Below are 19,174 nucleotides of genomic sequence, written 5' to 3'. Positions count from 1 at the left end.
CAGTGTCCCCCTGCCCTTCCCGGTCGGAAAGGCTGTGCGGCCATGGCATTCGCATGGGCTCTTCTCGGTCATGACATAGCCGTCGATCTCGGTACGGCGAACACCCTGGTCTACGTCCGCAGGAAGGGCATCGTGCTGAACGAGCCCTCCGTCATCGCGATCAACCTGCACAAGAACACCGTCGTCGCCGTCGGCAAGGCGGCCAAGCGCATGGTCGGCCGCACTCCCCCGCACATCGCCACGATCCGGCCGCTGAAGGACGGCGTGATCGCGGACCTGGACGCGGCGGAGCGCATGTTGCGGCTGTTCATCCAGAAGGCGCACCCGAGCCGGTTCCTGGCCAAGCCGCGCATCGTCGTGGCGGTGCCGAGCGGCACCACCTCGATCGAGCAGCGAGCGGTCAAGGAGGCCGCGTACGAGGCGGGCGCGCGGCGGGTGCACATCATCGAGGAGCCCATGGCCGCCGCGATCGGCGCGGGGCTGAAGGTGGGCGAGGCCACCGGCAACATGGTCGTCGACATCGGCGGCGGCACCACGGAGGTCGCCATCGTCTCGATGAGCGGCGTCGTGGTGGCCAAGTCGGTGCGGGTCGGCGGCGACGAGCTGGACGAGGCCATCGTCACCCACATCAAGAAGGAGCACGCGCTGCTGCTCGGCGAGCGCACCGCCGAACGCCTGAAGATCGACCTCGGCATGGTCAGGCCCGCCGTGCCCGACGCCGACCCCGTGGGGCGGCACCGCGCCGGCCTCACCGGCCCCGCGCAGGACGGGCCGCTCGAACCGGCCGGCGACGAGCTCGCCGAACCGCCGCCGGCTCCGCGCGGCTGGAACCCCTTCCGGTCGAAGCCGAAGCCCGAGAGCGCGGCTCCGGACGCCGCGCCGCGCACCCTCGACCTGAGGACCTCCGCCCCGGTACGCGGGCGCGACCTCGTCAGCGGCCTGCCCAAGACCGCCACGATCACCGCCGAGCAGATCAGCGAGGCCATCGAGGACCAGGTCCAGGCCATCATCGACGCGGTGCAGACGACGCTCGACCAGTGCCCGGCCGAGCTGGCGGGCGACCTGCTGGACAACGGCATCGTGCTCACCGGCGGCGGCGCCCTGTTACGGGGCCTGCCCGAGCGCATGGGCGAGGCCACCGGCATGCCCATCCGGCTGGTGGACAAGCCGCTGTACTCGGTGGCGCTGGGCGCGGGCCGCTGCGTGGAGCGCTTCCAGGCGATGCGCGACGTGCTGCTGCCCGATTGGTCCCGGCGGTGAGGCGGGCGCTCGTCCTGCTCGTCCTGGCCGCCTCCGTCCTCCTCGTCGTGATCGACCGTACGCTGACGCCGCTGGCCCCCGTACGGGAGGCCGGCGCGAGCGTGTACGGCGCGGTCGAGAGCGCGGTGGCCACGGCGGGCAGGGCGTTCGGCGGCGAGGAGCGGCTGCGGGAGCTGGAGCGGGAGAACGCGGCCCTGCGTGCCCGGCTGCTGTCGTCCGGCACGCGGTCCGTGGCGCGGCTCGACGTGCCCGCCGGGCATCAGGGGGTGGCGGCGCACGTGGTCGGGTTCGGCAGGGGCCCGAGCGTCACCATCGACGCCGGGGCCTCCTCGGGCGTCGCGCGCGACGTGACCGTGCTGAACGCCGACGGCCTGGTGGGCAAGGTCACCTGGGCGGGGGCCTCGACGGCCTCGGTCTCGCTGATCACCGACGCCGGCTCGTCCATCGGGGCGCGGGTGACGGGCTCGGGCGAGCTCGGGGTGGTGACGGGGGTGCCGGGTGAGGGGCTGCGGCTGAGCCTGTTCGACCCGAACGCGCCGCTGGCGGTGGGCGATCAGGTGGTGACGCTGGGGTCGGCGGGCGGGCGGCCGTACGTGGCGGGGGTGGTCATCGGGACGGTCGCCGTGCTGGAGAGCACGCCCGGCGCGGCCGGCCGTACGGCGCTGGTGCGGCCCGCGGCCCGGCTGTCCGCGCTCGGGCCGGTCGCGGTGATCGTGCCGGAGCCGGAGCGGTGAGCGGCCGGGAGCCGGGAACGGGGAGCGGCGTGGAGCCGGGAGCCGGGAGCGGCGTGGAGCCGGAGCGGTGAGCGCGGTGGCGGTCGTGCTGATGGTGCTCCTGGCGCCGCTGGTGCAGGTGCTGGTGGTCAACCGGTCGCCGTGGGGCGGGCCCGACCTGGTGGCGCTGGCCGTGGTGTGGCTCGCGGTGACCAGGGGGCCGGTCCGGGGGTGCGTGGCGGGGCTGGCGGCCGGGCTGGCCGCCGACGTGACGCCGCCCGCCGACGGCACCGTGGGGCGCACCGCGCTGGTCCTGTCGCTGACCGGGCTGCTGGTGGGGCGCTGGGCCGCGCACCCGGGCCGGTCACGCGAGGCGGGGCCGGCGGGATGGCCGCGTGAGGCCGGTCCCGCGGGCGTCAGGCCCGTGGTGGCGGCGGCCTCGGGCGCGGCTCTGGCATCGGTGCTGCAGGCCGTCGCGACGGTGGCGCTCGGGGACGCGCCGTTGCGGTCGGCGCTGGGCGGGCCGCCCTCGGGCTTCGAGGGTGCGCCCTGGTGGTCGGGGGCGGCGCTCACGCTGGCGTGGACGGCAGCGCTCGGGGCCGCCGCCGGCCTGCTCGCCCGGCGGCGATCGGCGGGGAAGGGACGGTCCGAGACGGCGCCATCCCAGGTGACGCCGTTCCGTGCGGAGCCGCGCCCGGCGGCGCCGTCGCGGCCGGAGTCGCGCCGGATGGGGCCGCGCCGTGTCTAGGGCCAGGCTGCTCGTGCTGCGGCTGGTCGCCGCGGCCATGCTGGTCACGCTGCTCGGACGGCTGTGGTTCCTTCAGGTCGTCAACGGCGACGCGTACGTACGGGCCGCGGCCGACGTGCGCATCAGGAGCGTGGCGCTGCCGCCCATCCGGGGCCAGATCCTCGACGTGGCCGGTCGCCCCCTGGTCACCAACAACACCCGCCCCGTCGTGACCGTGGACGCCGTGGCGCTGGCCCACCAGCCGGACGGCGGCCGGGCGGTGCTGACCCGGCTGGGCGAGGCGCTGGGGCAGCCGTACCGGCAGATCGCCGAGAAGGTGCGGCTGTGCGGGAAGGGGGTGCCGCAACCGTGCTGGCAGGGCTCGCCGTACGAGCCGATCCCCGTCGCGCGGGACGTGAGCGTGCCGGTGGCCCTGCAGATCAGCGAGCGGCAGCAGGACTTCCCCGGCGTCCGCACGGAGCTGCGCCCCGTACGCGTGTACCCGCACGGCGCGGCGGCGGCGCACACCCTCGGCTACGTCCAGGGCGCCCGGGGCCGCGACGGCCTCGAAGCCGCCTACGACCGCGACCTGGCCGGGCGGCCCGGGCGCAGGGACGTGGCCGTGGACAACACGGGCCGGGTCACCAGAACGCTCCGCGAGGAGCCTCCCGTGCCCGGGAGCATGCTCGTGACCAGCATCGACTCCCGCGTCCAGACCATCGCCGAGCAGGCGCTCGGCGAGGCGCTGGACGGCAGCGGCGGCTCCTCGGGCGCGGCCGTGGTGCTGGAGTCGGGGACGGGCCGGGTGGTGGCGCTGGCCGGGCGGCCCGCCTACGATCCGGCGGTCTGGACGGACGGCGTGACGGCCCGCGAGTACAAGGCGCTGCCGCTGCTGTCGCAGGCCGTGCAGGGCGAGTGGGCGCCCGGCTCGACGTGGAAGGTCGCCTCGGCGGCGGCTGCCGTCTCGGCCGGGTACGGCCTGGGCGCCACCTACGACTGCCCGCCCGGCTACACCGTCGGCAACCGGGTGTTCCGCAACTTCGCCAGTGCCGACCTGGGCCTGATGACCATGCACGGGGCGCTGGTGCAGTCGTGCGACACGATCTTCTACCGGCTGGCCGACCAGCTCTGGCAGCGCGGCTCCGACGCCCTGCAGCGCACCGCCCGCGGCTTCGGGTTCGGCCGGCCGACCGGGGTGGACCTGCCGGGCGAGGCGGCCGGGGCGGTGCCGGACGCGGCCTCGAAGCGGGCCCACTGGCGGGCCACCCGCGCCGAGAGCTGCCGCCGGGCCGGCAAGGGGTACCCGGAGCTGGCCGACCGGGCGCGGGCGGCGTACCTGACGGTCATCGCGCGGGAGAACTGCCGGGGCGGCGGCGTGTGGCGGGGCGGCGACGCGGCGAACCTGTCCATCGGGCAGGGCGGCGTGCTGGTGACGCCGCTGCAGCTCGCGCGGGCGTACGCGGCCGTGGCCAACGGCGGCACCCTGCACAGCCCGCGCGTCGGCGCGAAGGTGGTGCGGCCCGACGGCACGACGGTGCGGGCGATCACGCCTCCCGTGTCGGGGCGGCTGCCCGCCTCGGCCGGGACGCTGCGCTTCATCCGGCAGGCCCTCGCCCAGGTGCCCAGGTCGGGGACGGCCGCGGGCGCCTTCGAGGGGTTCCCGTTCGGGCAGGCCGCGGTGGCGGGGAAGACGGGGACGGCGGAGTCGTTCGGGCGGCGGGACACCTCCTGGTTCGCCTCGTTCGCGCCCGATCCCGCCTACACCGTGGTCGTCGTGCTGTCGGAGGGCGGCCGGGGCGCCGAGGGCGCGGCCCCGGCGGCCCGCGCCATCTGGGAGGGCATCCTCGGGCTCAGGGAGCGGCGATGATCGCGGTCAGCGGCAGGAGACACCTCGTGTGGGCGCCGGCGCTGGGCCCGCCCGACCGGCTGCTGACCTCGCTGGCGCTGGCCCTGTCCGCCGTGGGGCTGCTGCTGGTGTGGTCGGCCACCCGGATGTCGGGCGACCACGCGCTGCTGGTGCGGCAGGCCGTGGCCGTCGGCGGGGGCCTGGTGCTGATGTGGCTGGTGTCGCGGGTGGACCTGCGGGTGCTGCGGGCGTACGTGCCGCTCGCGTACGCGCTGGCCCTGGTGTCGCTGGCCCTGGTGCTGAGCCCGCTGGGCGTGCGGGTGAACGGGGCGCACTCGTGGATCGTGCTGGCGCCCGGGGTGCAGTTCCAGCCGTCGGAGTTCGCCAAGGTGGCGCTGGCGCTGGCGTTCGCGGTGCCGCTGGGCGAGCTGCGCGACGGGCAGCGCCGGCCAGGGTTCGGCGGGGTGCTGCTGGCGCTGGTGCTGGCCGCGGCGCCGATCGGGCTCATCGCGTTGCAGCCGGACCTGGGCACGATGCTGGTGTTCTCGGCCATGGTGGCGGGGGCGCTGCTGGTGTCGGGGGCGCCGAAGCGGTGGCTGCTGGCGCTCGTGGCGGGCGCGGCGGCGGCGGGCGCGGCGGCCTGGCAGCTCGGGCTGGTCCGGCCGTACCAGCTCGAACGGCTACTCGTGCTGGTACGGCCGGGAGCCGATCCGGGCGGCATCGGCTACAACGCCGCCCAGGCCCGCATCGCGATCGGCTCCGGCGGCCTGTCGGGCAAGGGCCTGTTCAACGGCGAGCAGACCGCCGGCCACTTCGTGCCCGAGCAGCACACCGACTTCATCTTCACGGTCGCGGGCGAGGAGCTCGGCTTCGCCGGGGCCGCGCTCATCGTGCTGGCCGTGTTCGCGCTGCTGTGGCGCGGGCTGTCGATCGCCCGCCAGGCCGGTTCGCCTTACGGGACGGTGCTGGCGGGCGGGCTGGTGTCGTGGATCGGGTTCCAGATGTTCATGAACGTGGGCATGACCGTGGGGCTCATGCCGATCGTGGGGGTGCCGCTGCCGTTCGTCTCCTACGGCGGCTCCGCCACGGTCGCCGGGCTGGTGGCCGTCGGGCTCCTACAGGCGGTTCACCGGAGCAAGCCCATGCAGGCGTAGCAGGTTCTCGCCCAGGATCTTGCGCTTGGCCTGGTCGGTGAGCTGCGGGTAGCCGTACCCGTCGCACAGGTCCTGCGGGATCGTGAAGTCCCTGAACGCCCTCAGCGCCCACTGCGGATGGAAGATCGGCGCCTCCGAACCATAGATGATCTTGTCCTCGCCGCACCAGAAGAGCAGCTTGCCGATGATCTCGGCGAACATCCTGGGCGCCCTGACGATGAAGTTGATCGTCGCCGCCAGATCGGCGTACAGGTTGGGGTAGCGGATCAGCTGCCAGCAGGTCTCGTCCAGGAACGGCAGGCCGACGTGGAAGATGACGAAGTTGATGTCGGGGAAGTTCGCGGCTGCGCCGTCCATGTCCCACGTCTGCGTGTGCTCGATCGGCTGCGGGCCCAGCGGGACCCCCTTGTGCACGCCGATCAGGTTGACGCCCAGGTCCCGCGCCTTCTCGAAGATCGGGAAGGCAACCCTGGGGTCGTCCATGCGCCACGGGTACGGCGAGCCGTAGTCGTAGCGCACGTTGTACAGCTTGAACGCCCGCGCGTTGTACTCCCCCACCTGCCGCTCCATCAGGTCGAGCGCCTTGCGGCCCTCCAGGGGGTTGACCGTGCCCCAGAAGACGGTGCGGTCCGGGTCGCGGGCGGCCAGCTCCGCGCACTCCTGCCACGGCGACAGGCCGTCGTGGTAGAGGTCGGTGAGCGGCAGCGGCATGGCCACCAGCATGTCGGTGTCCGACTCCTCGAACACCATGCGGCGGATGTCGTCGATCGTCCACTGCCGCAGGAACTCCTCGGGCGGCAGCCTGGTCTCGCCCTCCGGGGTCAGCGTGGTGTGGAAGGCGTACAGGTGGTTGGAGAACATCTGGCCCGCCGGGCCGTACGCGTTCTTGGGCTCGAAGTTGAACACGTGGGCCACGCTGTCGAACACGAAGAAGTCGTCGATCACCGTAGTTCCCTCCCGATGTAGGCCGCCTTGTCGGGCACCTGCGCGGGCGGGGGCAGGAAGCGCAGCAGCCGGGAGGCCCGCGGGGAGAGCCGGTCCGTCGTCCACACCTCGTCCCACACCACCTCGACCTCCGCCTCGCTGACACCGGGCTGCTCCTCGATGCGCTCGCGCACCTCGGTCAGCACCCTGGCGGCGAACGGGCACCAGCCCGAGGTCAGCAGCAGCTCCACGCGGGCCCGGCCATCGGCCACCTCGACCGATCTGACCAGGCCCATCTCCACGACGGAGATGCCCTTCTCCCGGCAGCACGGGTCGTAGACCCCGGACAGCGCCTCACTGGCCCACTGCGGTATCTCCGGCATGACCTCATCGTCGGACGGGTGTGCCTGTCGGGGTAGGCGTCCCGTTTTCAAATGGCGAAGATGCTTGGTGGATGACCGCCGAACAACCCAGCGATCTGATCCGCAGCGTCTCGCGCGCGCTCCGCGTGCTGGAGGAGGTCTCGCGCGCCGACCGGCCGCTGTCGGTCAAGGTCATCGCCCGCCGCTGCGGCCTGAACCTGTCGACCTCCTACCACCTGGTCCGCACCCTCTGCTACGAGGGGTACCTGCACCGCCGGCCCGACGGCGACTACATGCTCGGCTCGCAGGTGGCCGAGCGGTTCCACGAGATGCTGGACGCGTTCGACCGGCCGCCCCGAGCCGTCGCCGTGCTGCGTCACCTGGCCGCCGTCACCGGCCACACCGCGTACCTGGCGCAGTTGTCCGAGGGGCGGCTGATGGTGGTGGACGTGGCCGAGGGGCCGCGCTCGCCGTACCTGGAGGATCTGCAGGCGGGGCTGGAGACGGCGCCGCACGCGACGGCGCTGGGCAAGGCGCTGCTGCTCGCCCTCCCGTCCCGCACCCGGCGCGGCGTCCTGACCGGCTACGGCCTGCGCCGCTTCACCTCCTCGACCCCGATCAGCGTGGAGGACGTCGAGGAGGAGCTGTCCGGGTTACGGCCCGGGCAGGTGGTGGAGGAGCACGGGCAGTTCAGGGAGCAGGTGGCGTGCGCGGGCGCGGTCGTGCCCGGCACGGACTGGGCCATCGGCATCTCGACCCGCGGCCTGTCCATCCCGGCCATCGCCCGCATCCGGCTCGCGCAGGCGGTGCAGGACCTGGGTTAATCGCGTTGCCGTGGCCGCCCCGTCCGGGCCAGTCTGGTATGCCATGAACGTGCCCTACCGGCAGATCCGGGCCCTTTACACCGAGCGGTCGATCACCGTCTACCAGGCGTACGACGCGGCCATCGCCGCGCCCGCCGTCGCCGCTCAGCGCTTCGTGCCGCCCTTCAAACGGGAGCGGATGACGTGGATCAAGCCGTCGTTCCTGTGGATGATGTACCGGTGCGGCTACGCGACCAAGCCCGGCCAGGAGCGGGTGCTGGCGATCGAGCTCAGCCGCGAGGGCTTCGCGTGGGCGCTGGCGCACTCCTGCCTCAGCCACGACGACCGGCGGCCGGAGTGGGCACGTCGGCTGCGGCGCAGCCCGGTGCGGATCCAGTGGGATCCCGAGCGCGGGGTGCGGCACGAGGCGCTGCCGTACCGGTCGATCCAGGTGGGGCTGACCGGGGAGGCGGTGCGGCGCTACGTGGAGGAGTGGACGCTGGGGATCACGGACGTCACGGAGCGGGTACGTGAGGTGCATGCGGCGGTCCGCGGCGGCGCGGACACCCGCGCGCTGCTGCCGGCCGAACGGCCGTACCCGGTGCCTGACGAGCTGGCGGAGACGATAGGGGCGAGCGTCAGCTCACCTTGAGTTGCTCGTCGCCGAGGTCGGCGATCAGTTTGAGCGTCCCGCCGAGGGCGGCAACGTAGCGGTCGAGCACCTCTCTGGTCGAGACGTCTCCCCCTTCTATCTGCGACACCCTCGGCACGTGAACGGCGGATCTCCTCCTCGAACGGCTCCTCGCCCCCGGCGGTCTGGACGGCCCGCTCCAGGTGGTCGCTCTCACGCCAGCGCCGCCAGTCGCTGCCCGGTCGAAGCTCCTTCATGTTCGGGATCCTGGAGCCGGTGACCGTGTCCTTCTTCGGTGAAGAGGATCTCCCACTCCGCTGTCACAGCGCCTCCCGCGCACGGCCTTAAGAACATCCTAAAATCCCAGGTAGACCGTGTCCTGGATTCCACACCAGGAAGGAGCAGGGGATGAGGGTGATCCTGTTCGGGGCGACCGGCATGATCGGGCGGGGAGTGCTCAGGGAGTGCCTGCTCGACGGACGGGTCACGGCCGTGCTGGCGGTCGGGCGGGCCCCGGCCGGGGTCGCGCACGGGAAGTTGCGGGAGATCCTGCATGACGATCTGCTCGACCTGGCTCCCGTCGAGGGGGAGCTCGGCGGGTACGACGCGTGCTTCTTCTGTCTGGGGGTCTCGTCGGCCGGGATGCGGGAGCAGGACTATCGGAGGATCACCTACGACTTCACGCTGTCGGCGGGTGGGACGCTGGCGCGGCTCAGCCCCGGATCGACGTTCGTGTACGTGTCCGGCGCCGGGGCCGACGCCCGGGGGCGGGCCATGTGGGCCAGGGTGAAGGGGGAGACCGAGAACGCGCTGCTCGCGCTGCCGCTGGAGGCGTACGTGTTCCGGCCGGGGTATGTGCAGCCGATGCACGGCGTCCGCTCCCGCACACGGCTCTACCAGGCGGCGTACGTCATCACCCGGCCGCTCTTCCCGGTGTTGCGGCGGCTGGTCGCGGGCGGGGTGACCACGACCGAGCAGGTCGGGCGGGCGATGATCACGGTGGCGGAGCGGGGTGCGGCGAAGCGGATCCTCGGGCCCGCCGACATCAACGCGCTCTGACCTCGCCGAGCCTTGATCTCCTCGGCGCCCTGGCCTCCTCGCCGCGCTGTGGTGTCATCGGCGTGCTCTCGCCTCGCCCGGTGCGAGGGGGACGGCGAGGAGGGAGGCTGCGGCGGCCAGGCCCCAGACCGCCGCCCAGGAGGTGTGGGCGATGACCATGGGGATGAGCAGCGGGGTCAGGAAGCCCATCGCGAACAGGGTGGTGCCCAGGAGGCCCAGGGCGGCGCCGGCCCTGGACGCGCCCGCCATCGCGGCGATCTCGGTGTAGGCGACGCCGTGCCAGGCGTTGGCCAGGAGGCCGCCGAGCGCCAGGGCGGTGACGGTGAGCGGGGTGGGGGCGTCGGTGAGCGCCGCGGCGCCCGCCATGGCGAGGGCGGCCAGGACGCCGATGGCCCTGATGTGGGTGCGGCGGGCGCCCGTGCGGTCGGTGCGGCGGCCGGTCCAGATGCGGGCCGCGCCGCCGCCCAGCTGGGCGATCACGACGGTGATGCCGGCCAGGGTGGCGCCCTCGCCCTTGACGTCGTGCAGGAAGATCGCGGTGAAGGAGAGCACGGCGAACTGGGGGACGGTGAGCAGGGCGCCTGCCAGGGCCAGCCGCCACACGTCCCAGCGGCGCAGGGGTGAGCGGTCGTCGGCGACCTCCGGTCGCGGAGCCGCCCCGCCACGTGGACGTGCGCCGGAAGCGGGCGCGGCCGGTCCGGTGCCGGGGTCGGGCGGGGCGGGTTCGTGGAGCCAGCGCCAGGTGGCCGCCGCCGCGGCGAGGCAGAAGGCGGCCGGTACGGCGTAGGCGGCGCGGAAGCCGTACGAGCCGGCCAGCCACGGCAGCAGCGCCACCCCCACCGCGCCGCCCACCGGGATGGCCGTCTGCCGGATGCTCATCGCGAAGCCCCGCTCCCCCTCCGCGAACCAGGTCATGACCGCCCGTCCCGAGGCCCCGTTCACGCTGCCGCCCAGCGCGCCGGCGAGCGCCAGGCAGAGTGCGAGCAGCGCGACGCCCGCGCCGTCCGGCGGGGTCACGGCGACGGCCATCACCGCCAGCAGCGCGCCCGTCGCGCTCAACCCCGTGAGCAGGACGCGCCGGTCCCCGAAGCGGTCGGTCAGCAGCCCCCACACGATGTCGGAGGCCGCCACCCCGAGCCCCAGGCAGGCCAGCACGAGGCCGAGCGCCTCCGTGGACAGGTGGTAACCGGCCCGCATGGACACCCCGGTGACGGGGATGCCGGAGAACATCGCCGCGAAGGCGGCCTGCGCGCCGACGCCCACGGCCAGCACCACCCACCGGTGCCGCGGCCCGTACGCGCGCCGATCGGGCCGCACGCCCCCGCCCCGCGGGACTGTCTCCGCCGCTGTCATCACACGCACCTTCCCTTAAATAACCGGCTTTGGCGGTTACTCACCCTGGCAGCCCGAAAAGTAACTTGTCAACGCGGTTACTATCGAGCCCATGGACTTCACCTTCATCAGCGGAAACCTCGGGCTCGACCTGGCCGGCACCGTCGGCCACCGGCGCGGCGAGCGCATCGACCTGCTGGCGACGCCGGGCGACCTGGCCCGCTGGACGGTGGCGGCCGGGCTGCTCGACGTCCAGCCGGCGGCGAGCGAGGGGGATCTGGCGGAGGCCAGGGCGTTGCGCGAGGCGATCTACCGGCTGGCGTCCGCGGCCCGTGCAGGAACGTCCATGGACGCCGCCGACCGCGCCACGCTGAACGCGGCCGCGCGGCACGCGCCCGCGGGCGTGCTGCTCGGCGAGCGCGGCGTGGAACGCGGCGGCGATCTGCGCGCGGCGCTGGCCAGCACGGCGCGGGCGGCGGCCGAGTTGCTGGGCGGCCCGCAGGCGGAGCTGATCAGGGAGTGCGAGGCCGCCCCGTGCACGCGGCTCTACCTCGACGCCTCACACCGGCGCACGCGCCGCTGGTGCGACATGCGCGGTTGCGGCAACCGGGCCAAGGCGGCGGCCTTCCGTGCCAGGCAGCACGGCTAACCCATGATGGAATATCTGAGGAGGTGCGGACGCTACCGTAGCCGTCAAAGATTCAACAGTCAGGGTTGGTGACTAAAGTGCAGTTCGGTATCTTCAGTGTGGGCGACGTCACCACGGACCCCACCAACGGCAGGACCCCGACCGAGCACGAGCGGATCAAGGCGATGGTGGCGATCGCGCTCAAGACGGAGGAGGTCGGGCTGGACGTCTTCGCGACCGGTGAGCACCACAACCCGCCGTTCGTCCCGTCCTCCCCCACCACCATGCTCGGCTACATCGCCGCCAGGACCGAGCGGCTGCAGTTGTCGACCGCCACGACGTTGATCACGACGAACGACCCGGTGAAGATCGCCGAGGACTTCGCGATGCTGCAGCACCTGGCCGACGGCCGGGTTGACCTCATGCTGGGCCGCGGCAACACCGGCCCGGTGTACCCGTGGTTCGGGCAGGACATCCGCCAGGGCATCCCGCTGGCCATCGAGAACTACGCGCTGCTGCACAAGCTGTGGCGCGAGGACGTCGTGGACTGGGAGGGCCGCTTCCGTACGCCGCTGCAGGGCTTCACCAGCACGCCGCGCCCGCTCGACGGGGTGCCGCCGTTCGTCTGGCACGGCTCGATCCGCAGCCCCGAGATCGCCGAGCAGGCCGCCTACTACGGCGACGGCTTCTTCGCCAACAACATTTTCTGGCCGAAGGAGCACTTCATGCGCCTGATCAGCCTCTACCGGCAGCGGTACGCGCACTACGGCCACGGCACCCCCGAGCAGGCGGTGGTGGGCCTGGGCGGGCAGGTGTTCATCCGCAAGAACTCCCAGGACGCGGTACGCGAGTTCCGCCCGTACTTCGACGTCGCCCCCGTGTACGGCCACGGGCCGTCGCTGGAGGAGTTCATGGCCGAGACGCCGCTGACCGTCGGCAGCCCGCAGCAGGTGATCGACAGGACGCTGGAGTTCAGGGAGTTCTTCGGCGACTACCAGCGCCAGCTCTTCCTCATGGACCACGCGGGCCTGCCGCTGAAGACCGTGCTGGAGCAGCTCGACCTCCTGGGCGAGGAGGTGGTGCCGGTGCTGCGCAAGGAGTTCGCCAAGGACCGCCCGGCCGAGGTCCCCGGCGCGCCCACGCACGTCTCCCTGCTCGCCGCGAAGAACGCCGGGAACACCGGGAACGCCGGAAACGCCGGAAACGCCAAGGACGCCGAGGACGCTGAAGCGCCCGAGGCTCCGGTCGGCGCCTGAAGCCCCGCACGAACGCACCCCCGAAGGAGAACCATGAAGCTCGTCGTCGTCACGGCGGGGCTGACGCAGCCCTCCTCCACCCGCCTGCTGGCCGACCGCCTGACCGAGGCGGTGGCGCAGCGGGCGGAGGTGGAGGTCCGCGTGGTCGAGCTGCGCGACCTGGCCGTGGACATCGCGAACAACTTCGTCACCGGCTTCCCGAACACCCGCCTGCGCGAGGTGATCGAGGCCGTGACGCAGGCGGACGCGCTCGTCGCGGTCACGCCGATCTTCAGCGGCTCGTACAGCGGCCTGTTCAAGTCGTTCTTCGACGTGATCGACAACACCGCGCTGGCGGGCAAGCCCGTGCTGATCGCCGCCACCGGCGGCACGCCCCGGCACTCGCTGGCCCTGGAGCACGCGCTGCGGCCGATGTTCGCCTACCTGCGCGCGGTGGTCGTCCCGACCGCCGTGTACGCGGCCGCGGAGGACTGGGGCGCCGCCGGATCGCACGGCGGGGACCCGTTCACCGACGGGCTCGGCGAGCGCATCGCCCGCGCCGCGCAGGAGCTGGCGGGCCTGCTGTCGCACCGGGCTCCCCGGGAGCCGGAGGAGGAGACGGTCGTGCCGTTCGAGCAGCAGCTCGCGGCGCTGCGGCCCGTGGAGTAGCCCCTTGACCGTGTGAGCGCCCCGGGGAAGGCCCGGGACGCTCCAGCGGGCCTCAGGGCTTGATCGCGACCACGTCGTAGGTGGTGTCGGGGGTCGGGGTGGTGGTGAAGCGGGCGTTGGGCAGGTAGAGGCGGCGGCCATGAGCGGCGACGGTCGTGGGGACGTCGAACCTGTCGTCGGTGATCCGCCTGATGAGCTTGCCGGAGGCGCCGTCGCGGGCCAGGCCGATCGCGGCGACCGTGTTCAGCCGGTTCTGGACGGCGTAGAGGGTGCGGCCGGCCAGGAGCAGGCCGTCGCCGTTGACCAGCGTCTCCCCGCCCAGGTCCACCTCGGTGGTGACACCGGAGGACGGGTCCGCCTCGAACAGCTTGCCGGTGTTGGACTGGACGATCAGCAGCGACCTGCCGTCGGGGCTGGGGGCGATGCCGTTGGCGTTGTTGCCGGTCGTGTACTGGATCGCGCCGCTGAGCGGGATCTTGACGGCCTCGCCGGGCAGCGAGCCGCCCCGGCCGAGGTCCAGCTTGTAGAGCACCGGGTTGGCCGAGTCGGTGTAGTACGCGGCGCCGCGGAAGAGGATCACGTCGTTGACGAACGACGTGCCGGTGGCGAGCTGGTACGACTTGATGACGGCCCCGGTGCGCAGGTCGATCACCCGCGCGTTCCCCGCGTTGCCCCCGGCCACGAACAGCCGGCCGCGGCCGTCGGTCTTGAGCCCGAGCGACTGCGTGCCCGGCCCCTTGCTGATCACGCCTCCCTTCCCGGTACGCAGGTCGGCCCGATAGATGTCACCGGTCGCGCGTGAGCCGAAGTAGGCGTAGTGGCCCCCGATCGCGATGCCCTCCGGCTGGAACCCGTTGGGCAGCGGGAACGTGTCCGGCTTCGTCGCCGCCTGCACCGGCACACCGCCGAGCATGACGACGATCAAGGCACTGCCGAGTGCGGTCTTCAGGATCGCGGATCTCATGCGGCCCACGATGCCCAAGCGACCGGCCGCGGCATAGCCCCACGGGCGGCTTCACAGGGACTTTTCAGCAACGGTCCGGACCAGCCGGGATCTTTCGAAAGCCGCGGGTTCCTGATCACGGAACGGATAAACGCGTTGTGGGGACTCGGCCGCCGTCACTAGCTTGACGCGAATGCGGAGGCCCCCTTTATCCCTGATGACCGCCTTGTCCCTGGTGACCGTCACGCTGGCCGCGTCGGCGTGCAGCGCTCCCCCGCCCGCGCCGCCCGTGGCCGCGTCGGCCGGGCCCGCCGGGTCCGCGAGCCCGGCGGCCAGCCCGGCCGCGAGCCCCGCCCGGGCCGAGCAGCGGCCCGCCGTCGATCTGAGCGCGTACGAGCAGGGCCGGTCGCGGCCGGTCGCCGACCCTGTCTACCCGGCCTACGGCAACCCGTCGATCGACGTGCTCCACTACGACCTGGCGCTGGACTGGAAGCCGGGCGCCCGCACGCTGACCGGCACGGCGAAGCTCACGGTCCGCGCCGCCAGGCCCGTCAGCCGCGTCACGCTGGACTTCGGGCGCGCGCTCAAGGTGGACGAGGTCACGGTGGACGGCACGCGGGTCAGGGCGACCCGCAGGTACGACGACCTGACGATCCCGCTGGCCGAGCCGCTGGAGGCCGACGAGGGCACGGTCGTGACCGTGCGCTACCACGGCAGGCCGAAGCCCGTGGACTCCAAGCAGCGGCGCAAGGACATCTCCGTCCTCGGCTTCCGGATCGGGAGCGGGGGCAGGGCGTGGGCGCTGCAGGAGCCGTTCGGGGCGTTCACCTGGTTCCCGGTCAACGACCATCCGTCGGACGAGGCGCTCTACGACGTGGCGATCACCGTGCCGAAGGGGTGGTCGGGGGTCGCGCACGGGACGTACCAGGGGAAGACGACCGAGGGCAGGTCCAGCACGTTCCGGTGGCAGTCGACCGATCCCGTGGCCAGTTACCTGACGGTGTTCGCGGCCGACAAGTTCCGGATGTTCAAGGACAAGGGGCCGCGCGGGATCCCGATCACGTACTGGATCCGCCCGGAGGACGTGGCCGAGCAGCTGCCGGTGGCGCGGCGGATGCCGGCGATCATGCGGTGGCTGGAGAAGAAGCTCGGGCCCTACCCGTTCCCGAGCGCCGGGCTGGTGGCCACCAGCGACTCCGGCATGGAGACCCAGCAGATGATCGCGCTCGGCCCCCGCTACATGGAGCCGTCGGTGGTGGCGCACGAGCTGGCGCACCACTGGTTCGGCGACACGGTCACGCCGCGCACCTGGCGTGACATGTGGCTGAACGAGGGCTTCGCGATGTACTTCGAGATGCAGTGGTACGCCGACCACGAGGACGGCACGATCGACGAGTTCATCGCCAACATCCGGACGTACGACGCCGAGCTGCGCAGGGAGAACGGCCCGCCGGGCGACTACCGGCGCGACGCGTTCGGCCAGAGCAACGTCTACTACAGCCCCGCGATCATGCTGCACGAGATCAGGGAGCGGCTCGGCGACCGGAAGTTCTGGGCGATGACCAGGGCCTGGCCCCAGGAGCACCGCAACACCACCCAGGACAGGGCCGCGTTCGTGAAGTGGATCAACAAGCACACCGGCCGCGACTTCACGAAACTCATCAACACGTGGCTGGACTCGAAGACCACGCCACGCTGACGTACCCCGGAGAGTAGGTTGGGACAGAGCCAAACAAACGGGGTTAGTCATGTCAAACGGTGCCCGTCACGCTCTGGGAGTGGTCGCGGGACTGCTCCTCCCGCCTCTCGTCGCCGCCGGTCTGTGGTACGGCGTCGGCGACCTCACGCTGCAGGCGCAGCAGTCCTTCCGGATCTCCTGGGTCGCGGTCGGCGTGCTCGCCGCGACGGCGATCGTCCTGGCCTTCCTGGCCGGCTCGCGCCTGTCACCCGTGGCCTCGCTGCTCGGCGGCCTGGCCTTCACCGCCGTCGGGGTCATGCCGTTCGTCGAGCTGTTCACCAGGGTGCGGCTGCTGCCCGTGGACCTGCTGCCCGGCGTGTTCAGGAACGGCTTCACCACCTCGGCCTACTCGGGGATGCTGGTCGTGGTCGGCGTGACGCTGCTGGTGGCCTCGCTGTTCCCGTCGCGCTGGCGGGGCTCGGCGCGTGACCTGGCCGAGCCCGTGGAGTACGAGTCCACGTGGGGCTCGGCGTCGCCGCAGTCGCCGTACCTGCCGCCGCACCACAACCCCGAGGACGCCACAAGGCCGATGTACCGCGAGTGAGCCGCGCGTGGCCTGACAGAATGCGGCCATGCGCGACTTGAAGATCGTCGACTTCCTCGACCAGCTCGCCGACCGGGTGCCCGCGCCCGGGGGCGGAGCCACGGCGGCCCTGCACGCGGCGCAGGCCGCCGCGCTGCTCGGCATGGTGGCCCGCTACACCACCGGTGAGAAGTACGCCGGTCACGCCGAGACCGTCGTCGCCGTGATCGCCGAGACCGACACCCTGCGGGCGCGGTCGCTGCGGCTGGCCGAGGAGGACGCGGCGGCCTTCACCGCGGTCACCGACGCCTACCGGCTGCCCAAGGGCGAGGAGCGCAGCGCCGCCATCGCCAGGGCACTGAAGGGCGCGGCCGAGCCGCCCGCCCGGGTGATCGAGGCCGCCGCGCGCGTGGTCGAGCTGTGCGAGCTGCTGCTGCCGATCGGCAACCGCAACGTCGTCACCGACGTGGCCGCCGCCGCCGAGGCCGCCCGCGCCGCACTCACCACGGCCAGGGTGAACGTCGAGATCAACCTGCGCGGCATCAAGGACGAGCGGGTACGCGAGGAGCTGAACATCCGCGTCTCCGGCGTGGAGGCGGCCGTCGCCAAGGCAGACTGGGTGACCGCCGAGGTACGCGAGGAGATCTCTTGAAGACGCTGACCGGCAAGGACCTGGCCGCCGCGATCAGGGCCCAGACGCAGGCCGAGGCCGCTGCGGGCGCGCAGCCCCGGCTGGCCGTGGTCGTGGCCACCGCCGACGAGGCGAGCCTGTGGTACGTCCGCTCGATCGCCAAGGCCGCGGCCGGGGTCGGCGTCGCCTGCGACGTGGTCGACCTGGGCCCCGGGGCCGCTCCCGGCCAGATCGGCGAGACGCTGGCCAGGCTGTCGGCCGACTCCCAGGTCCACGGCCTCATGCTGCAGACCCCGCTGCCTCCCGGCGCCTCGGCGCAGGAGCTGGCCGCGGCCATCGATCCGCGCAAGGACGTCGACGGCGCCAACCCGCTCTCGCTCGGCCGGCTGGCGGCGGGGCTGCCCGCGTTCCCGCCCGCCACGGCGGCGGCCGTGCTGGCGCTGCTCGACCACTACGAGGTGGAGCTGGCGGGGCGGCGGGCCGTGGTGGTCGGCCGCTCGACGGTGGTGGGCAAGCCGCTGGCGCACCTGCTGCTCGACCGGCACGCCACGGTCACCGTCTGCCACTCGCGCACCCGCGACCTGGCGGCCGTCACCTCGCAGGCCGAGGTGCTGGTCGCGGCGGCCGGGCGGGCCGGGCTGATCGGGGCCGGGCACGTGGCGGCGGGCGCGGTGGTGATCGACGTCGGCACCAACCCGACCGACGACGGCGGGCTGACCGGCGACGTCGACTTCGAGACGGTCTCGCAGGTGGCGGGGGCGCTCACCCCGGTGCCGGGCGGCGTCGGCCCGGTCACCACCGCCCTGCTGCTCCGCCACACCGCCAGGGCGGCGAACCTGCCGTGACCCGCCCTGGCCGGCCGGTGATCGCGTGACCCGCTGGGTCTGCCCCGAGTGCGACCGGGAGTTCGCCCGCACCCTGCAGTCGCACGTGTGCGTGCCGGGCTGCACGGTGGAGGAGACGTTCGCGCCGCACCCGCCGGTCTACCGGGAGATCTACGACCGGCTGGTCGGCGGGCTCGGCCCCGTCCACGAGGACGCGGTGCGGGTCGGGGTGTTCCTCAAGAGCGAGCGCAAGTTCGCCGAGATCCGCCCGAAGGCCCGCAGCCTGTCGCTGGCGCTGCTGCTCCCCCGGCGGGCCGAGCACGCGCTGGTCTCCAGGGCGCTGCCCATGCCGGACGGTCACGTCTGGCACTTCTTCAAGCTCACCCGCGTCGAGGACGTGGACGAACACCTGCTCGATCTCATGGAGGAGGCCTACGATGGCTGACGTCCTCGTCGTCCAGAACAGCACGAGCGGCGGCCTCAGCCGGATGGCAGGCTGGCTGGAGGAGGGCGGCCTCACGCTCGACGTCGTGCCCGCCCACGCGGGCGCGCCGCTGCCCGGCCGCCTCGGCCACGACGCCATGATCATGCTCGGCGGCGGTTACCTGCCCGGCGACGACGAGCGGGCCCCGTGGCTGCGCGACGCGCGGCGGCTGATGGGGCAGGCGCTGGCCGGCGGGGTGCCGGTGCTCGGCATCTGCCTCGGCGGGCAGATGCTCGCGCAGGTGGCCGGCGGTGAGGTGCTGGGTGACGCGGGCGCGCCGGAGAACGGCAGCCTGCCGGTCACGATCAGGCCCGAGGCCGCCGCCGACCCGCTCTTCCACGGCCTGCCGCCGGTGGTGCCCGCGATCGAGCACCACAAGGACGCCGTCACCCGCCTGCCCGCCGCGGCCGTGCACCTGGCCGAGACCGGGAGCTGCCCGTACCAGGCGTTCCGGGTGGGCGAGCGGGCGTGGGGCGTGCAGTTCCATCCGGAGGTGCTGCCCGCGCGCATCCGGGAGTGGCGGGCGGAGGGGTTCGACCCCGACGAGGTGTACGCGCGGGCGGTGGCGGACGAGCCGGTCTCCACGCCGGTCTGGCGCACGGTGACCGGCCGCTTCGCCGCGCTCGTCGCCGCCTTCGCCGCCGCGCGGGAAGCCGCCGCGGTCTGAGCGGGCGCACCCGCCTCGTTC

The 19,174-nt window shown here is 73.1% G+C and carries 22 protein-coding genes; 17 read left to right on the top strand and 5 right to left on the bottom strand.

Going from position 1 to position 19,174, the window contains the following annotated elements; translation table 11 throughout:
- The first annotated feature begins 42 nt into the window (after positions 1–42).
- From HD597_RS09770 to rodA, 5 genes are all read left to right on the top strand, one after another.
- Positions 43–1,260 (top strand): rod shape-determining protein, encoded by a 1,218-nt coding sequence (locus HD597_RS09770; protein ID WP_253741654.1) that lies wholly within the window; start codon positions 43–45, stop codon positions 1,258–1,260.
- Positions 1,257–1,994, top strand: coding sequence for a rod shape-determining protein MreC (gene mreC / locus HD597_RS09765; RefSeq protein ID WP_253741652.1), 738 nt, complete (start codon positions 1,257–1,259; stop codon positions 1,992–1,994). The genes HD597_RS09770 and mreC overlap by 4 nt, the downstream gene beginning before the upstream one ends.
- 67 nt (positions 1,995–2,061) lie before the next feature.
- Positions 2,062–2,721, top strand: coding sequence for a hypothetical protein (locus HD597_RS09760; protein ID WP_253741650.1), 660 nt, complete (start codon positions 2,062–2,064; stop codon positions 2,719–2,721).
- Entirely contained in the window at positions 2,714–4,567 is a 1,854-nt protein-coding gene (mrdA, locus tag HD597_RS09755; RefSeq protein ID WP_253741648.1) for a penicillin-binding protein 2, read from the top strand. The genes HD597_RS09760 and mrdA overlap by 8 nt, the downstream gene beginning before the upstream one ends.
- Positions 4,564–5,700, top strand: coding sequence for a rod shape-determining protein RodA (gene rodA / locus HD597_RS09750; protein WP_253741647.1), 1,137 nt, complete (start codon positions 4,564–4,566; stop codon positions 5,698–5,700). Before mrdA ends, rodA begins: the two co-directional genes overlap by 4 nt.
- Here rodA and HD597_RS09745 read toward each other — a convergent pair.
- Positions 5,662–6,645, bottom strand: a complete 984-nt coding sequence (locus HD597_RS09745) for an amidohydrolase family protein (RefSeq protein WP_253741645.1) — start codon at positions 6,643–6,645, stop codon at positions 5,662–5,664. The genes rodA and HD597_RS09745 overlap by 39 nt on opposite strands.
- Positions 6,642–7,007 carry a metal-sulfur cluster assembly factor gene (locus HD597_RS09740; protein WP_253741643.1) on the bottom strand — a complete coding sequence of 122 codons (366 nt, stop codon included), beginning with the start codon at positions 7,005–7,007 and terminating at the stop codon, positions 6,642–6,644. The genes HD597_RS09745 and HD597_RS09740 overlap by 4 nt, the downstream gene beginning before the upstream one ends.
- A gap of 71 nt (positions 7,008–7,078) precedes the next feature.
- Here HD597_RS09740 and HD597_RS09735 point away from each other — a divergent pair, with 71 nt between their 5' ends.
- The gene (locus tag HD597_RS09735) at positions 7,079–7,810 is read left to right on the top strand and encodes an IclR family transcriptional regulator (RefSeq protein WP_253741642.1); all 732 of its coding nucleotides are present in this window, start codon (positions 7,079–7,081) and stop codon (positions 7,808–7,810) included.
- A gap of 43 nt (positions 7,811–7,853) precedes the next feature.
- The gene (locus HD597_RS09730; protein WP_253741641.1) at positions 7,854–8,441 is read left to right on the top strand and encodes a DUF4291 domain-containing protein; all 588 of its coding nucleotides are present in this window, start codon (positions 7,854–7,856) and stop codon (positions 8,439–8,441) included.
- Here the strand turns inward: HD597_RS09730 and HD597_RS64345 are convergent.
- Complete coding sequence (locus tag HD597_RS64345; protein ID WP_276082869.1) at positions 8,428–8,559, bottom strand: hypothetical protein; 132 nt, start codon at positions 8,557–8,559, stop codon at positions 8,428–8,430. The two genes, HD597_RS09730 and HD597_RS64345, sit on opposite strands and share 14 nt — an antisense overlap.
- A 269-nt stretch (positions 8,560–8,828) precedes the next feature.
- On the opposite strand from HD597_RS64345, the gene HD597_RS09725 reads away from it, so the two are divergent.
- Positions 8,829–9,479 carry a Rossmann-fold NAD(P)-binding domain-containing protein gene (locus HD597_RS09725; protein ID WP_253741640.1) on the top strand — a complete coding sequence of 217 codons (651 nt, stop codon included), beginning with the start codon at positions 8,829–8,831 and terminating at the stop codon, positions 9,477–9,479.
- A gap of 54 nt (positions 9,480–9,533) precedes the next feature.
- Here the strand turns inward: HD597_RS09725 and HD597_RS09720 are convergent, their stop codons facing one another.
- Positions 9,534–10,832 carry an MFS transporter gene (locus HD597_RS09720; RefSeq protein WP_253741639.1) on the bottom strand — a complete coding sequence of 433 codons (1,299 nt, stop codon included), beginning with the start codon at positions 10,830–10,832 and terminating at the stop codon, positions 9,534–9,536.
- Positions 10,833–10,923: 91 nt separating this feature from the next.
- Here HD597_RS09720 and HD597_RS09715 point away from each other — a divergent pair, with 91 nt between their 5' ends.
- The 3 genes from HD597_RS09715 to HD597_RS09705 all read left to right on the top strand — a co-directional run bounded on the left by HD597_RS09715 (position 10,924) and on the right by HD597_RS09705 (position 13,343).
- On the top strand, positions 10,924–11,460 hold the full coding sequence (locus tag HD597_RS09715; RefSeq protein ID WP_253741638.1) for a CGNR zinc finger domain-containing protein: 537 nt from the start codon (positions 10,924–10,926) through the stop codon (positions 11,458–11,460).
- A gap of 77 nt (positions 11,461–11,537) precedes the next feature.
- Positions 11,538–12,695 (top strand): LLM class flavin-dependent oxidoreductase, encoded by a 1,158-nt coding sequence (locus tag HD597_RS09710; RefSeq protein WP_253741637.1) that lies wholly within the window; start codon positions 11,538–11,540, stop codon positions 12,693–12,695.
- A 33-nt stretch (positions 12,696–12,728) separates the two neighbouring features.
- The gene (locus HD597_RS09705) at positions 12,729–13,343 is read left to right on the top strand and encodes an FMN reductase (RefSeq protein WP_253741635.1); all 615 of its coding nucleotides are present in this window, start codon (positions 12,729–12,731) and stop codon (positions 13,341–13,343) included.
- A 52-nt stretch (positions 13,344–13,395) separates the two neighbouring features.
- Here HD597_RS09705 and HD597_RS09700 read toward each other — a convergent pair whose 3' ends face one another.
- Complete coding sequence (locus HD597_RS09700; protein ID WP_253741633.1) at positions 13,396–14,307, bottom strand: NHL repeat-containing protein; 912 nt, start codon at positions 14,305–14,307, stop codon at positions 13,396–13,398.
- A gap of 196 nt (positions 14,308–14,503) precedes the next feature.
- On the opposite strand from HD597_RS09700, the gene HD597_RS09695 reads away from it, so the two are divergent.
- The 6 genes from HD597_RS09695 to HD597_RS64340 all read left to right on the top strand — a co-directional run bounded on the left by HD597_RS09695 (position 14,504) and on the right by HD597_RS64340 (position 19,153).
- Positions 14,504–15,985: a M1 family metallopeptidase gene (locus HD597_RS09695; RefSeq protein ID WP_253741631.1), complete on the top strand. Its 1,482-nt coding sequence runs from the start codon at positions 14,504–14,506 to the stop codon at positions 15,983–15,985.
- Between the two features lie 79 nt (positions 15,986–16,064).
- Positions 16,065–16,568: a hypothetical protein gene (locus tag HD597_RS09690; RefSeq protein ID WP_253741629.1), complete on the top strand. Its 504-nt coding sequence runs from the start codon at positions 16,065–16,067 to the stop codon at positions 16,566–16,568.
- A gap of 28 nt (positions 16,569–16,596) precedes the next feature.
- Positions 16,597–17,199: a cyclodeaminase/cyclohydrolase family protein gene (locus tag HD597_RS09685; protein ID WP_253741627.1), complete on the top strand. Its 603-nt coding sequence runs from the start codon at positions 16,597–16,599 to the stop codon at positions 17,197–17,199.
- Entirely contained in the window at positions 17,196–18,023 is an 828-nt protein-coding gene (locus HD597_RS09680; RefSeq protein WP_253741625.1) for a bifunctional 5,10-methylenetetrahydrofolate dehydrogenase/5,10-methenyltetrahydrofolate cyclohydrolase, read from the top strand. Before HD597_RS09685 ends, HD597_RS09680 begins: the two co-directional genes overlap by 4 nt.
- Before the next feature lie 25 nt (positions 18,024–18,048).
- Complete coding sequence (locus HD597_RS09675; protein WP_253741623.1) at positions 18,049–18,447, top strand: DUF5655 domain-containing protein; 399 nt, start codon at positions 18,049–18,051, stop codon at positions 18,445–18,447.
- Complete coding sequence (locus HD597_RS64340) at positions 18,440–19,153, top strand: type 1 glutamine amidotransferase (protein WP_276082868.1); 714 nt, start codon at positions 18,440–18,442, stop codon at positions 19,151–19,153. Before HD597_RS09675 ends, HD597_RS64340 begins: the two co-directional genes overlap by 8 nt.
- The last annotated feature ends 21 nt before the right edge of the window (positions 19,154–19,174 follow it).

Origin of the sequence: Nonomuraea thailandensis, assembly GCF_024172165.1 — a bacterium.
GTDB lineage: Bacteria > Actinomycetota > Actinomycetes > Streptosporangiales > Streptosporangiaceae > Nonomuraea > Nonomuraea thailandensis.
Note: the sequence above shows the minus strand (reverse complement) of the source record. Positions and strands in the feature narration are given on the sequence as shown.

Excerpts from the sequence above, each read along its gene's own strand:
- HD597_RS09695 (WP_253741631.1), top strand. The coding sequence starts at position 14,504 with ATGACCGCCTTGTCCCTGGTGACCGTCACGCTGGCCGCGTCGGCGTGC.
- HD597_RS09740 (WP_253741643.1), bottom strand. The coding sequence starts at position 7,007 with ATGCCGGAGATACCGCAGTGGGCCAGTGAGGCGCTGTCCGGGGTCTAC.
- HD597_RS09735 (WP_253741642.1), top strand. The coding sequence starts at position 7,079 with ATGACCGCCGAACAACCCAGCGATCTGATCCGCAGCGTCTCGCGCGCG.
- HD597_RS09725 (WP_253741640.1), top strand. The coding sequence starts at position 8,829 with ATGAGGGTGATCCTGTTCGGGGCGACCGGCATGATCGGGCGGGGAGTG.
- HD597_RS09700 (WP_253741633.1), bottom strand. The coding sequence starts at position 14,307 with ATGAGATCCGCGATCCTGAAGACCGCACTCGGCAGTGCCTTGATCGTC.
- rodA (WP_253741647.1), top strand. The coding sequence starts at position 4,564 with ATGATCGCGGTCAGCGGCAGGAGACACCTCGTGTGGGCGCCGGCGCTG.
- HD597_RS09715 (WP_253741638.1), top strand. The coding sequence starts at position 10,924 with ATGGACTTCACCTTCATCAGCGGAAACCTCGGGCTCGACCTGGCCGGC.
- HD597_RS09685 (WP_253741627.1), top strand. The coding sequence starts at position 16,597 with ATGCGCGACTTGAAGATCGTCGACTTCCTCGACCAGCTCGCCGACCGG.
- HD597_RS64340 (WP_276082868.1), top strand. The coding sequence starts at position 18,440 with ATGGCTGACGTCCTCGTCGTCCAGAACAGCACGAGCGGCGGCCTCAGC.
- HD597_RS09770 (WP_253741654.1), top strand. The coding sequence starts at position 43 with ATGGCATTCGCATGGGCTCTTCTCGGTCATGACATAGCCGTCGATCTC.
- HD597_RS09720 (WP_253741639.1), bottom strand. The coding sequence starts at position 10,832 with ATGACAGCGGCGGAGACAGTCCCGCGGGGCGGGGGCGTGCGGCCCGAT.
- HD597_RS09730 (WP_253741641.1), top strand. The coding sequence starts at position 7,854 with ATGAACGTGCCCTACCGGCAGATCCGGGCCCTTTACACCGAGCGGTCG.
- HD597_RS09705 (WP_253741635.1), top strand. The coding sequence starts at position 12,729 with ATGAAGCTCGTCGTCGTCACGGCGGGGCTGACGCAGCCCTCCTCCACC.